The 14,442-nt window shown below is 71.2% G+C and carries 8 protein-coding genes; 3 read left to right on the forward strand and 5 right to left on the reverse strand.

The features are described from left to right. Positions 1–271: 271 nt before the first annotated feature. A complete protein-coding gene (locus ACIQV3_RS25040) occupies positions 272–916 on the reverse strand; it encodes a TetR/AcrR family transcriptional regulator (RefSeq protein ID WP_403715296.1) in 645 nt (214 codons plus the stop codon). Positions 917–1,044: 128 nt separating this feature from the next. Between ACIQV3_RS25040 and ACIQV3_RS25045 the strand changes: the two genes are divergently transcribed. Together ACIQV3_RS25045 and ACIQV3_RS25050 are read left to right on the forward strand one after the other, a co-directional pair. Continuing rightward, positions 1,045–2,004 (forward strand): ABC transporter permease, encoded by a 960-nt coding sequence (locus ACIQV3_RS25045; RefSeq protein WP_403715299.1) that lies wholly within the window; start codon positions 1,045–1,047, stop codon positions 2,002–2,004. 64 nt (positions 2,005–2,068) lie between these two features. After that, positions 2,069–2,851, forward strand: a complete 783-nt coding sequence (locus tag ACIQV3_RS25050) for an ABC transporter ATP-binding protein (RefSeq protein ID WP_403715301.1) — start codon at positions 2,069–2,071, stop codon at positions 2,849–2,851. Between the two features lie 177 nt (positions 2,852–3,028). Here ACIQV3_RS25050 and ACIQV3_RS25055 read toward each other — a convergent pair whose 3' ends face one another. The 3 genes from ACIQV3_RS25055 to ACIQV3_RS25065 all read right to left on the reverse strand — a co-directional run bounded on the left by ACIQV3_RS25055 (position 3,029) and on the right by ACIQV3_RS25065 (position 9,759). After that, on the reverse strand, positions 3,029–8,008 hold the full coding sequence (locus tag ACIQV3_RS25055; RefSeq protein ID WP_403715303.1) for an NAD-glutamate dehydrogenase: 4,980 nt from the start codon (positions 8,006–8,008) through the stop codon (positions 3,029–3,031). 396 nt (positions 8,009–8,404) lie between these two features. After that, a complete protein-coding gene (locus ACIQV3_RS25060) occupies positions 8,405–9,076 on the reverse strand; it encodes an HAD family hydrolase (protein WP_403715347.1) in 672 nt (223 codons plus the stop codon). 182 nt (positions 9,077–9,258) lie between these two features. After that, positions 9,259–9,759 carry a DUF6912 family protein gene (locus ACIQV3_RS25065; RefSeq protein ID WP_403715305.1) on the reverse strand — a complete coding sequence of 167 codons (501 nt, stop codon included), beginning with the start codon at positions 9,757–9,759 and terminating at the stop codon, positions 9,259–9,261. 1,035 nt (positions 9,760–10,794) lie between these two features. Here ACIQV3_RS25065 and ACIQV3_RS25070 point away from each other — a divergent pair. Then, positions 10,795–11,463 (forward strand): Rv3235 family protein, encoded by a 669-nt coding sequence (locus ACIQV3_RS25070; protein WP_403715308.1) that lies wholly within the window; start codon positions 10,795–10,797, stop codon positions 11,461–11,463. A gap of 93 nt (positions 11,464–11,556) precedes the next feature. Here the strand turns inward: ACIQV3_RS25070 and secA are convergent, their stop codons facing one another. Next, positions 11,557–14,331, reverse strand: a complete 2,775-nt coding sequence (gene secA, locus ACIQV3_RS25075) for a preprotein translocase subunit SecA (RefSeq protein ID WP_403715310.1) — start codon at positions 14,329–14,331, stop codon at positions 11,557–11,559. Positions 14,332–14,442 lie beyond the last annotated feature (111 nt).

Here is a 14,442-nt window from a genome sequence, read left to right on the forward strand (position 1 = left end):
GACCGGGGTCTGGGGCGGAGCCCCAGGGGGGTCCGGGCGCAGCCCGGTACCCCTGCTCTTCAGCCCGTCCGGCGCTTGAGGACCGGGGTCCGGGCAGCGCCCGGGGAACGGTGGAAGGGCGGGTAGGGGACCCAGCCCCGCGCAGCGGCAACGGTCGCAACGGGGACTTTCGCCCCGCGCAGCGGCCAGGGTCGCAGCGGGGAACTCCGCCCCGCGCAGCGGCACACCCGCAGCCGGGCCTCCCGGGAACGGCCCCGCGCAGCGCGAGCCCTCAGTCGGCGGGCCCGGCCGTCAGGCCGGCGACCACCGACCGCGCGAGGTCGTCCAGGTAGCCCCGCGACACCGCGTCCCGCACCACCACCTGCCGCCAGTACAGCGGCCCGATCGCCAGATCGAGCGCCCTCCCCGCATCCACCCCCGCCGGCAGCTCGCCCCGCGACACCGCCTCGGAGATGATCCCCTCCGCCATCCGCCGCTGCCCCTCCAGCAGCGCACCCCGCACCGCGTCCGCGATCTCCGGGTTCCGCGCCGCCTCCACCAGCAGGTCGGGGATCACCGCCGAGGCCACCGGATGCCGCAGCACGTGTGACATGACCTCCAGCAGCGCCCGTACGTCCCCGTAGAGCGACCCCGTCGACGGCACCGGCAGGCCGTCCGTGGCGAAGGCGCCCACCAGGTCGAGCACCAGGTGCAGCTTCGACTTCCACCGGCGGTACACGGCCGTCTTCCCGACGCCCGCCCGCCGCGCGATGCCCTCGATCGACATCCGCGCGAACCCCACCGTCGCCAGCTCCTCGACGACGGCCGTCCGGATCGCCTCGGTCACGTCCTCGCGCAGAACGGCGGCCCCCGCGGGGGCTCTGCGGGCGGCGGGGGAGGCGGGGGCAGCGGGGGCGGCAGCGGGCTCAGGCGTCATAAGCAGAGCATAACCCCCGACGACGATACGGTTGCGTTTCGACGCTCCACGACCTAACCTCGCCGTAGCGACGATACGGACCCGTTCCATCGCCAGCCGACGCCCCGACCCCGTCGAAAGCGACCCTCGTGACAGTGACCACCGCGCCACCGCCCGCCCCCTCGCACCGCAAGGGCCGCAGCACGGGCAAGGGCAGTGACAAGAACAGGATCCAGGCTCCGGACCCCGTCGCCGAGCTGGCGGCGGCCCACGACCTGACCCTCAGCGGAGCCCGCCCCACCCTCCCCCGCTACATCGCGCAGCTCTGGGGCCGGCGTCACTTCGTGACCGCGTACGCCACCGCCCGGATGCACGCCCAGTACAGCCAGGCCAGCCTCGGCCAGGTCTGGCACCTGATGACCCCGCTGCTCAACGCGGCCGTCTACTACTTCATCTTCGGCATCGTGATGCACGCCCAGAAGGCCGTACCGGACTACATCGCGTTCCTGATCACGGGCGTCTTCGTCTGGGACTTCATCGGAAGCTGTTTCAACGCCTCCACCCGCGCCGTGCAGTCCAACCTGGGCCTGGTCCGCGCCCTGCACTTCCCGCGCGCCTCGCTGCCGCTGTCCACCGTCGTCCAGCTCTTCCAGCAGCTCCTGATCACCATGGGCGCGCTGATCGTCCTGCTGCTCATCTACGGCCAGACCCCAGCCCTGAGCTGGCTGCTCGCCGCCCCCACCCTCCTGCTCATGGCCGTCTTCTGCGCCGGCTGCGCCATGGTCATGGCGCGGATCGGCGCGAAGAGCCCCGACATCAGCCAGCTGATGCCGTTCGTCCTGCGGACCTGGATGTACGGCTCGGGCGTCATGTGGTCGATCGACCAGATGCTCCGTACGGACCACCTGCCGAGCTGGGTCTCGATGGCCCTCAAGCTCAACCCCGCCGCCGTCTTCATCGACCTGATGCGCTTCGCGCTCATCGACTCGTACAAGGCGAGCCAGCTCCCTCCGCACGTCTGGCTGGTCGCCCTGGGCTGGGCCCTGCTCGCCGGGATCGGCGGGTTCGTTTTCTTCTGGAAGGCAGAGGAGGAGTACGGCCGTGGCTGACACCGCAAGCGCAACCGCAACCTCAACCGCAAGCGCAACCGCAACCGTGAGCGCAACCGCAACCGTGAGCGCAACCAAGACCGAGACCCGCACCCCGACCGTCATCGCCGACGACGTCCACGTGATCTACAAGGTGCACGGCTCGGGCGGCCGCAAGGGCGGCGCGACCGCGGCCCTGAGCCGGATCTTCTCCCGCGAGCCCGCCCCCGGCATCCGCGAGGTGCACGCCGTCAAGGGCGTCAGCTTCACCGCGTACAAGGGCGAGGCCATCGGCCTGATCGGCACCAACGGCTCGGGCAAGTCCACCCTGCTGTCCGCCATCGCCGGCCTCCAGCCGGTCGCGCGCGGCCGGATCTTCTCGCACGGCCAGCCGTCGCTGCTCGGTGTGAACGCCGCCCTGATGAACGACCTGACCGGCGAACGCAACGTGGTCCTCGGCGGCCTCGCCATGGGGATGACCAAGCAGCAGATCCGCCAGCGGTACCAGGAGATCGTCGACTTCTCCGGCATCAACGAGAAGGGCGACTTCATCAACCTGCCCATGCGCACCTACTCCTCCGGCATGGGCGCCCGGCTGCGCTTCTCCATCGCCGCCGCCAAGGACCACGACGTCCTGATGATCGACGAGGCCCTGGCCACCGGCGACGCCGCCTTCCAGCGCCGCAGCCAGGCCCGCATCGAAGAACTCCGCGAACACGCCGGCACCGTCTTCCTCGTCAGCCACGGCATCGGCACGGTCCGCGAGACCTGCGACCGCGCGATCTGGCTCGAATCCGGCGTCCTGCGCATGGACGGCCCCTCGGAAGAGGTCTGCGACGCGTACGAGGAGTTCACCAGGAAGCGCTGACCAATCCGCCGCGCCAAAATCCAGCCCCTCCGGCGTTCGAGGAGCGGGGGTCCGGGGGCTGGCCCCCGGCAACGGCGCCGCACCCGCCCACGACGAACCGCACCACGAACGGGCCGGGCCCGGAACCCCAGAAGGGGGTCCCGGGCCCGGCCCGTTGCATCAAGCGGCCCGCCAGGACTACGCGTGCGCCCTCAAAAGCGAGCGCATCGTCCGCATGGCGACGGACAGGTTCGCCAGGTCGAAGTCGTCCGACCCCTGGATCTCGTCCAGAGTCGTCCGCGCACGCCCGATGATCGCCGCGTTCTTCTCCTCCCACGCCTTGAAGCGCTCCTCGGGAGTGGAGGCCCCGTTCCCGACCGCCAGCACGTCCGCGGTCAGCGCCGCGTGCGCGGAGAACAGGTCCTCGCGGATGGACGCGCGGGCCATCGACTGCCAGCGGTCGGCCCGCGGCAGCTCGATGATCCGGTCCATCAGCTGGGTGATGTCCAGCCGGTCGGCGAGGTCGTAGTACACCTCGGCGACGGCCAGCGGCTCGACACCCGTACGGTCCGAGATCGCGACGATGTCCAGCGTCGGGAAGGCGGAGGAGAACCCGGCCACCTTGGCCGCCAGCTCCTGCGGCACGCCCTCGCCGATCAGCTCGGCCATGACCGCCTCGTACCACTCCAGGTCCGCGCCGCGCACCAGCTTCGGCAGGTCCGACCAGACCTGCGTCACCCGCTCGGTGAAGAGCTCGATGGTCTCGGTGATCTGGAGCGGCTGCGGCCGGTTGTTCAGCAGCCAGCGCGTACCGCGCTCGACCAGGCGCCGCGAGTGCAGCCGGATCCGGGTCTGGACGTCGGCGGCGACCTCGTTGTCGAGGGCCTCCACCTCGTCCCACACCCCGGCCAGGCCGAAGATCTCGCGGGCCGCGAGCTGCGCCCTGATGATCTCCTCCAGGGAGGCTCCGGTCTCCTCGCGCAGGCGGTGCAGGAAGGTCGAGCCACCGCTGTTGACGGTGTCGTTGACCAGCACCGTGGTGATGATCTCGCGGCGCAGCGCGTGCCCGTCGACCTGCTCGGGGAACTTCGCGAGCAGCGCGCCCGGGAAGTAGGCGTGCAGCAGGCGGGCCAGGTACGGGTCGTCCGGCAGCTCGGTGTGGATGAGCTCGTCCGCCACCGTGATCTTGGTGTAGGCGAACAGGACGGCCAGCTCCGGCTGGGTCAGGCCCTTGGCGTTGTTCAGCAGCTCGCGCAACTGCCGGTCGTTGGGCAGGAACTCCAGGGCGCGGTCCAGCAGGCCGTCACGGCCCAGGCGGCGCATGAAGCGCTGCTGGGCGTGGAGCAGGCTGGGGGCCTGGGCGGCGCCGTTGGCCAGGGCCACGTTCTGCGCGTAGTTGTTGCGCAGCACCAGCCGGCCGACCTCGTCGGTCATCGCGGCGAGGAACTTGTTGCGCTGCTTGACGGTCAGGTCCCCTTCGGCGACCACCGAGTTCAGCAGGATCTTGATGTTCACCTCGTGGTCCGAGGTGTCCACGCCCGCACTGTTGTCGATGGCGTCGGTGTTGACCTTGCCGCCCTCGCCGCCGGCGCCGCTGCGCGCGAACTCGATGCGGCCGAGCTGGGTCAGGCCAAGGTTGCCGCCCTCGCCGATGACCTTGGCCCGCACGTCGGAGCCGTTGACGCGGATGGAGTCGTTGGCCTTGTCGCCGACGTCCGCGTGCGTCTCGGCCGTCGCCTTGACGTACGTACCGATGCCGCCGTTCCACAGCAGGTCCACGGGGGCCTTGAGGATGGCCTGCATCAGGTCGGCGGGGGTCATCTTGGAGACGCCCTCCTCGATCCCGAGGGCCGCGCGGACCTGCGCGTTGACCGGGATGGCCTTCGCGCTGCGCGGGTGGATCCCGCCGCCGGCCGACAGCAGCGAGCTGTCGTAGTCCGCCCACGAGGAGCGCGGCAGGTCGAAGAGGCGCCGGCGCTCGGCGTAGGAGGTCGCCGCGTCCGGGTTCGGGTCGATGAAGATGTGCCGGTGGTCGAAGGCCGCCACCAGGCGGATGTGCTCGGAGAGCAGCATGCCGTTGCCGAAGACGTCGCCGGACATGTCGCCGACGCCGACGACCGTGAAGTCCTGCGTCTGGGTGTCGTGCCCGAGCTCGCGGAAGTGCCGCTTGACGGACTCCCAGGCGCCGCGGGCGGTGATGCCCATGCCCTTGTGGTCGTAGCCGGCCGAGCCGCCGGAGGCGAAGGCGTCGCCCAGCCAGAACCCGTAGGACTCCGCGACCCCGTTGGCGATGTCGGAGAAGGTCGCGGTGCCCTTGTCGGCGGCGACGACGAGGTAGGTGTCGTCCTCGTCGTGGCGGACCACGCCCTTGGGCCGCACGACCTCGCCGCCGACCATGTTGTCGGTGATGTCGAGCAGCGCCGAGATGAAGATCTTGTACGAGGCGATGCCCTCGGCGAGCCAGGCGTCGCGGTCCACCGACGGGTCGGGAAGGTTCTTCGCGACGAAGCCGCCCTTGGCGCCGACGGGCACGATGACGGTGTTCTTGACCATCTGCGCCTTGACCAGGCCGAGGATCTCCGTACGGAAGTCCTCGCGGCGGTCGGACCAGCGCAGGCCGCCTCGGGCGACCTTGCCGAAGCGCAGGTGGACGCCCTCGACGCGCGGGGAGTAGACCCAGATCTCGAAGGCCGGACGCGGCGCCGGCAGATCGGGGATGGCCTGCGGGTCGAACTTCATCGACACGTAGGAGTGCTGCTCGCCGGAGTCGTTGAGCTGGAAGAAGTTCGTGCGCAGCGTCGCCTTGATGAGGGTGAGGAAGGAGCGCAGGATGCGGTCCTCGTCCAGCGAGGCGACCTGGTCCAGGGCCCCGTCCAGCTCCTCCAGCATCGCGTCGACGAGCTCGGTGCCCGCGGACTGGCGGCCGGGGGACATCCGGGCCTCGAAGAGGGAGATCAGCAGCCGGGTGGTGTGGGCGTTGTTGCGGAGGGTGTCCTCCATGTAGTCCTGGCTGAAGGTGGCACCGGCCTGGCGCAGGTACTTGGCGTACGCGCGCAGGACCACGGCCTGGCGCCAGGTCAGTCCGGCGCCCAGCACCAGGGTGTTGAAGTTGTCGTTCTCCGCGTCGCCCTGCCAGACGGCGGAGAAGGCGTCCTGGAACCGCTCGCGGGCGTCGTCGCCGAGGTAGTTCGAGGTCCCGGCGGAGTCACCGCCGCTCGGCAGCGGCATCCGCAGACCGAAGTCGTAGATCCACGCGTTGGTGCGGTCGGTGCAGCGCAGCTCGTACGGCCGCTCGTCGGTGACCTCGACGCCCAGGCGCTGCAGGACCGGCAGGACCGCGGAGAGCGAGACCTGCTCGCCCGTGCGGTAGATCTTGAACCGGCGTTCGCCGGGGCCCGCGCCGACCGGCTCGTACAGCGACAGCGCGAACTCGCGGTCGCTGGCATTCAGCCGCTCCAGGTGGACCAGGTCCGCCACGGCCGAGCGCGGCGAGTGGTCGGCCTTGTACCCCTCGGGGAAGGAGTTGGCGTACTTGCGCAGCAGCTCGGCGGCGCGCTCCTCGCCCAGCTCCGCGACGAGCGCCTCACCGAAGCCGTCGGCCCAGGAGCGGGCGGCCTCGACCAGCCGGCCCTCGATCCGCTCGACGTCGGCGTCGGTCAGCACGGGCAGCTCGGTGCCCTGCGGGACGCGGACGACGAAGTGGATGCGGGAGAGGATCGACTCGGTGTTCCAGGCGGTGAAGTCGACGCTGATGCCGTCGAGCTCCTCCTGCAGGATCGCGATCAGCCGCAGCCGCACGCCGGTGGTGTAGCGGTCGCGCGGCAGGTAGACCAGCGCGGAGTAGTAGCGCCCGTACTCGTCCTGGCGCAGGTACAGCCGCAGCCGGCGGCGCTCCTGGAGGTACAGCACGGAGGTGGCGATGGCCTGGAGCTGGTCGACCGGGGTCTGGAACAGCTCGTCGCGCGGGTACGTCTCCAGGATCTGGAGCAGGTCGCGGCCGTCGTGGCTGGACGGGGCGAAGCCCGCGCCTTCCAGGACCTCGGCGACCTTGCGGCGGATGACCGGGACCCGGCGCACCGACTCGGTGTACGCGGCGGAGGAGAACAGGCCGAGGAAGCGGCGCTCGCCGACGACGTTGCCCTCGGCGTCGAACTTCTTCACGCCGACGTAGTCGAGGTACGACGGGCGGTGGACGGTGGAGCGGCTGTTGGCCTTGGTCAGCACCAGCAGGCGGTGCTCGCGGGCCTTGGCCCGGGCGTCGGCCGGCAGCCGGTTGAAGGACGGGGAGACGGGGTGCGCCTCGTCCTGGCCGTGGTGCAGCGGGTCGGAGCGCAGGATGCCGAGGCCGGTGCCGGGCACGGCGGACAGGGAGTCGCCGTCGACGAGGTTGTACTCGCGGTAGCCGAGGAAGGTGAAGTGGTCGTCGGCGAGCCAGCGCAGCAGCTCGCGGGCCTCTTCGAGCTCGTACTCGCGCAGGTCCGGGGCGGTCGGCTCCTCGGGCAGCTCCTGCGCGATGCGCAGCGCCGCGTCGCGCATCTTCTCCCAGTCCTCGACGGACTCGCGCACGTCGGACAGGACGCGCTGCAGATCGGCGGTGATCTGCTTGAGGTCGGCCTTGTCGGTCTCGCGGTCGATCTCGACGTGGATCCACGACTCGACGAGGGAGTCGTGAGGCCGCGCGGTGCGGGGACCGTGCGCGTCGCAGTCGGGGCCGAGGATCTCGATCAGCTTGCCGGTGACGTCGCGGCGGACGACCACCTGCGGGTGGATCACGACGTGGATGCCGCGCCCGTGGCGGGACAGCTCGTTCGTCACCGAGTCCACGAGGAAGGGCATGTCGTCGGTGACCACCTCGACGACGGAGTGGCTGGAGGTCCAGCCGTTCTCCTCCACCGTGGGCGTGTGCACGCGCACGCTCGCCGTGCCCTGCGGGCGCTTCTCCGCGAGCCGGTAGTGCGAGAGCGCGCCCCCGAACACGTCGACCGGGTCCCGGTCGAGCAGGTCCTCCGGGGCGGTGTGCAGGTAGTAGCGCTGGAGGTAGGCGAGAGTCGTGTCCCGGTCGGGACGCTCCCCCTGTTCGGACCCAGTCGGAAGTAGCCCCCCGGCCGGGCTGTTCTCAGCTACCCGTGCCGCCCGCGCGAGCAGCTCGGCCTTTGCTTCGTCCAGCTTGGTCTGCATGTCCTCTGGCTCCTGTCGCGCGCCATTGCGTGACGTAGGTGAAGGAAGGAACGGCATAGCACCGCGAGGCGGGGATTCGTTGTCCGTCCGGGATCGACGCTATGCCGTCGAGAGAGCCCGCCGGGAGGAAATCGGCCAAGATCGGCAGGACGTCCCGGGGGCGGAGATCAGCGACGGCCCGGGCACGGATGTGCGCCGGGCGCCGGGCGGAGGCTTCAGTGCCTCCGAGAACTATCGCGCTGATCACGGGTACCAGGCTATCTCGCTCCACCCCCGGCTCGTCATGAGCTGTATGTGTACAAAAGAGGGGGGGTAACTTTGACACTCTGGACAGGGCCCGGGCCGGCCGGGCGTGCCAGACCGGTGCGCGGTCGCTCTCCGCTCATGACCCGGTCGCTATCCGGCCAGCTCGCGAGCAGTGCGTACGGCCTCCGCCAGGCTGTCCACTACGGGCACACCGGCTGATTCCAGACTGCCGCGGCTGTGCGAACCGCCCGTATAGAGGACGGCCCGCGCGCCCACGTGCGCGGCGGCCAGCGCGTCGTCCACGGCGTCTCCGATGAGGACCGTACGCCCGGCCGTCACTCCCGTCCCGTCCAGGGCCGCCAAGTGACGTACGAGGTGTCCCGCCTTGGTGGTGTGGGAGGGCCCGGTGCGCCCGTCGACGCGCAGGAAGTGCGTGTCGATCCCGTGCGCCCGGACGAGCGGCACGAGCTTGTCGTGGGGCGCGAGGGACAGCAGGGACTGCGTGAGCCCGCCCTCCTGCCAGTCCCGCAGGAGCTCGCGAGCCCCCTCGGCGAGCCCGGCGTCCTCGGCGGCCGCCCAGTAATGGCGGTGGAAGGCCTCGTCCATGACCAGCCACTCGGCGTCCGTGGGGTGCCGGCCCATGAGCCGCTCGTAGAACTTCGGCACCGGTACGACGTACAGCTCGCGGTACCGCTCCAGGGTGATCGGAGCGAGGCCGAGCTCGGCGAAGGAGGCGTTGGTGGCGGCTATCACGGCGTCGATGTCGTGGAGCAGCGTGCCGTTCCAGTCCCACACGATGTGCGGGGCCGCGAGCGCGGACACCGGGGCCGCCGGGCCCCCGGACGCGGTGGCGACGGATACGGGCACGGACACGGGCACGGCGGCAGACTGGGCCGGCACCGCGAGCGCGGGGCCCTCGGGCGTCGGGACCACGAGTACGGGGTCCTCGGGTGCGGGGTCGCGGGGTGCGGGGTTCCGGGGTGCGGGGTTCCGGGGTGCGGCGCTCACTTCAGCAGCCCCGGAATCTCCTGGACCCCGAACCACAGCAGCTCGTGGTCCTCGGCCCCGTCGACGGTGTGGCGCGCGTCCTCGTCGCCCCCCTCAGCGGCCGCGACGGCCGCGACGGCGGCGCTCACGTCCTCCAGGGCCTCTTCGGCATCCACGTGCACCGCGGCCGCCACCGAGAGCCGTACGGCCCCGGCGAGCGCCACCCGGCCGAGCGCGGCCTCGTCGGCGCCGGGGGCGTCGGTGGCGGCCTTGTCGTCCACGTCGACGGCCACCACGACCCGCTTGCGGGGTGCGGCCCCGTCCTCGGCGATCATCCGCAGCGAGGCGGCGGCGGCCCTGTTCAGGGCGGCGTACTCCAGCTCCTCGATGTCGTCCGACACGAACCACTCGCGCAGCCCGGGCGTGACGGCGTACGCCCGCAGCGGAGCCGGGCCCAGCTCACCCGCCCGGTGCGCCTCGGCGAGCCCGGGCAGGGTCAGGGGGACGTACACGCGCATGGCCGGCTGCTTTCGGTAGTCGGAAACGCCCCCAGGATACGACCGTGACGCGCCGCGCATCCCCCCGCGCCCCCCTCGCACACGTCGACCCCAGGCGCCTCCGCGCCTCCGCGGCGAGCCGCACCGAACCCCATCCGCTGACACCCCCGGGGAGCAGTCCCCGGGGCCGGGCACCCGCCCCGGGGACACAGCCACCGTGACGCACTGTCCAGGCCGGACCCCGGCACAGCTCCCCACCACCCCGTGCCCGGCCCCGGCCCACCCCGAAGGCAACGGGGATCCAAGGGCCAACCCGAACCCATGACCCGCTGTCCAGGCCGAACCCCGGCCCCGGCACAGCTCCCACTTCCAGCACCCCCCACCACCCCGTGCCCGGCGCCAGCGCACCCGGAAGGCCCCGAGGCTCCACGAGCCGACCCAAAGCCATGACCCCGTGTCCAGGCCGAACCCCGACCCCGGCACAGCTCCCTACCTCCAGCACCCCCCACCACCCCGTGCCCGGCCCCGGCCCACCCGGCAGGCCCCGAGGCTCCACGAGCCGACCCAAAGCCATGACCCCGTGTCCAGGCCGAACCCCGACCCCGGCACAGCTCCCTACCTCCAGCACCCCCCACCACCCCGTGCCCGGCCCCGGCCCACCCGGAAGGCCCCAGGGCTCCACAGGCCAACCCGAAGCCATGACCCGGTGTCCGGGCGGGGCCCCGGCCACGGGAGAGCTCTTCGCCTCCAGCACCCCCCACCCCACTGCGTCCGGTGACGGCGCACCCGGTAGGGGGCCGGGCCCCGGACTCCGTCCGTGACGGCCCGCGTCCCCCTTCGGGCTGCCGCGGCGCGGCCCGGCGGCGTCCACTTCGCTCCCGGTGGGCCCCGGGGGCGGGGCCCGGGGCGGCCGGGGACCGACCCGGATAGGTGAAGGCGGGCCGGACGCGGGGCACCCCCGCGGCGTCGTTGCGGAGCGTGTTCGCGGCCCCGTAGAAGTCCCCTATCAAGTTACCGCCCGGTACCACGCCGGGCCCGACCCCGGGGACGACCACCATGACCACCAGCACCCCCCGCACCACGGAAACCACCCCCGGAACCGGCGCCACGGGGACCACCGGGAGCCCTCGCCTGCCCAGGACCACCGGAAGCCCCGGGACCGGGACCGGGGCCAGGTCCGGGTCCCGGTCCGGGGCCGCCCAGCCGAACCGCACCACCGAAGCGACCGCGCCCACCGGTACCGGCCGGGGCCCCGGGGGCCCCGGGCGCCCCGGGAGCGGCGGCCCCCGCACGGCCGCCGGGGGCGGCGCCGGCACCGGCCCGGGCCGCGGCTCCGCGAGGCCCGGCCGCCACGACCGGCGGCGGCCCCCCACCACCCTCCACCGCGGCAGCGGCCCGCACCACTGGTTCGCCGAACGGCTGCTCGCCGTCCTCAGCGGACGCCGCCCCGTGCACTCCCTGATCGGCCACACCATCGGCCCGGCCTACGACCAGCTGATCACCCTCGCCCCCGCCGACCCCGCGCAGGAGCGCGCGTACGGCGCCCGCCGGCTGAGCCCCGTCCTCCACGGATGCGGCCGCTTCACCCCCGGCCCGGGGGTCATCGAGGCCTTCGCCCGCATCGCGACGGGCGACCGCCTCACCGCGCTGGCCTTCCGCCTGGAGCAGGGCCCCGACCTGCGCTGGCGCTGCGCCGCCGTGGAACTCCAAGGCCCCCGCCCATGAACCCGCGTCCGCACACACCAACGCCGCCGGGGCCGGACCCCACGCACAGCGTGGTGTCCGGCCCCGGCGGCGTTCCCGCGAGCAGCCCGCGGGCTACTTCTTGCGGCGACGGCCGCCCGTGGCCTTCGCGGCCTTACGGCGCTCCGCGCGCGTCATCCCGGAGTCGTCACCGGAATCGGATTCGAAGTCACCCTCGACGACGCCGCCCTCACCGTCCACGGTGGGCGCGGAGAAGTGCAGGCGGTCCGGCCGCTGCGGGGCGTCCAGACCCTTCGCCCGGATCTCCGGCTTGGTCAGCGACGGACCGGAGTCCGACACCAGGACCTCCTCGACCTGCTGCTCGACCTGGACCTCCAGGTTGAACAGGTAGCCGACGGACTCCTCCTTGATGCCCTCCTGCATGGCGTTGAACATGTCGAAGCCCTCGCGCTGGTACTCGACCAGCGGGTCCTTCTGGGCCATCGCCCGCAGGCCGATGCCCTCCTGCAGGTAGTCCATCTCGTACAGGTGCTCGCGCCACTTGCGGTCCAGCACCGACAGCACCACGCGCCGCTCCAGCTCGCGCATGATGTCGGAGCCGAGCGTGCTCTCGCGGGCCGCGTACTGCTCGTGGATGTCGTCCTTGACGGACTCCGCGATGAACTCGGCGGTGATGCCGGCGCGGTCGCCCGCGGCGTCCTCCAGCTCCTCCACCGTGACCTTGATCGGGTAGAGCTGCCGGAAGGCGTTCCACAGCCGGTCCAGGTCCCACTCCTCCGCGAACCCCTCGACCGTCTCGGCCGTGATGTACGCGTCGATGGTGTCGTCCATCATGTGCCGGATCTGCTCCTGGAGGTCTTCGCCCTCCAGCACCCGGCGGCGCTCCTTGTAGATGACGGTGCGCTGGTTGTTCAGCACCTCGTCGTACTTCAGGACGTTCTTGCGCGTCTCGAAGTTCTGGGTCTCGACCTGCGACTGGGCCGAAGCGATGGCCCGCGTGACCATCTTGTTCTCGATCGGCACGTCGTCCGGCACGTTCGCCATCGACATGACGCGCTCGACCATCTGCGCCTTGAACAGCCGCATCAGGTCGTCGCCGAGCGACAGGTAGAAGCGGGACTCGCCCGGGTCGCCCTGTCGGCCGGAACGGCCGCGCAGCTGGTTGTCGATGCGGCGCGACTCGTGGCGCTCGGTGCCCAGCACGTACAGCCCGCCGAGGTCCTTGACCTCCTCGAACTCCGCCTTCACGGCCGCCTCGGCCCGCGTGAGCGCCTCGGGAAGGGCGTGCGCCCACTCCTCGATGTGCTCCTCCGGGTCCAGGCCGCGCTGGCGCAGCTCGGCTTCGGCGAGGTCGTCCGGGTTGCCGCCGAGCTTGATGTCGGTACCGCGGCCGGCCATGTTCGTGGCGACCGTGACGGCGCCGCGACGGCCCGCCTGGGCGACGATCGTGGCCTCACGGTCGTGCTGCTTCGCGTTCAGCACCTCGTGCGGGATGCCGCGCTTGGAGAGCTGCTGCGAGAGGTACTCGGACTTCTCGACCGACGTCGTACCGACGAGGATCGGCTGGCCCTTCTCGTGCTTCTCCGCGATGTCGTCGACGACGGCGGCGAACTTCGCGACCTCGGTGCGGTAGATCAGGTCCGCCTGGTCCTTGCGGACCATGTCGCGGTTGGTCGGGATCGGGACGACACCGAGCTTGTAGATCTGCTGGAACTCGGCGGCCTCGGTCATGGCCGTACCGGTCATGCCCGACAGCTTCGAGTACAGGCGGAAGAAGTTCTGCAGGGTGATCGTGGCGAGGGTCTGGTTCTCGTCCTTGATGTCCACCCCTTCCTTCGCCTCGATCGCCTGGTGCATGCCCTCGTTGTAGCGGCGGCCCGCGAGGATACGGCCGGTGTGCTCGTCGACGATCATGACTTCGCCGTCGATGACGACGTAGTCCTTGTCGTTCTTGAAGAGTTCCTTGGCCTTGATCGCGTTGTTCAGGTAACCGACGAGCGGGGTGTTCACCGACTCGTAGAGGTTCTCGATGCCGAGCCAGTCCTCGACCTTCGCGACACCGGACTCGTGGATGCCGACGGTGCGCTTCTTCTCGTCGACCTCGTAGTCGCCGGTCTCCTCGATGCCCTTGAGGGGCTGGCCGGGCTCGCCCTTGGTCAGGCGCGTGACCAGCTTCGCGAAGTCCGCGTACCACTTGGTGGCCTGGTCGGCCGGGCCCGAGATGATCAGCGGGGTACGGGCCTCGTCGACGAGGATCGAGTCGACCTCGTCGACCACGGCGAAGTTGTGGCCGCGCTGGACGAGCTCGTCCTGCGACCACGCCATGTTGTCGCGGAGGTAGTCGAAGCCGAACTCGTTGTTCGTGCCGTACGTGATGTCGGCGGCGTACTGCTCGCGGCGCTGCGCCGGAGACATGTTCGCCAGGATGCACCCGACCTCCAGGCCGAGGAACTTGTGCACCCGGCCCATCATCTCGGAGTCGCGCTCGGCGAGGTAGTCGTTCACCGTGATCAGGTGGACGCCCTTGCCGGACAGCGCGTTCAGGTACGCCGGGAGCGTGCCGACGAGGGTCTTGCCCTCACCGGTCTTCATCTCGGCGACGTAGCCGAGGTGCAGGGCGGCGCCGCCCATCATCTGGACGTCGTAGTGACGCTGGCCGAGGACGCGCTTCGCGGCCTCGCGGACCGTCGCGAAGGCCTCGGGCAGCAGGTCGTCCAGGGTCTCGCCGTCCTGGAAGCGCTGCTTGTACTCGTCCGTGAGCGCACGCAAGTCGGCGTCGGAGAGGTTGACGAAGTCCTCTTCGATGGAGTTGACCTGGTCCGCGATGCGGTGCAGTTTTTTGAGGATCTTGCCTTCGCCTGCACGCATGAGCTTGTTGAAGACGGACACCGAGGTTTGTCTCCTTGCCGGTCGGGCCTGGCACTGTTTCGTGCACGGGCACGGAGGGTGGGCCCCACCGCAACGGCCATCGTAAGCGAGGACGCGGTCACGTCGGGAGGT

The sequence above is a fragment of the Streptomyces sp. NPDC099050 genome (assembly GCF_044759865.1).
Lineage (GTDB): Bacteria > Actinomycetota > Actinomycetes > Streptomycetales > Streptomycetaceae > Streptomyces.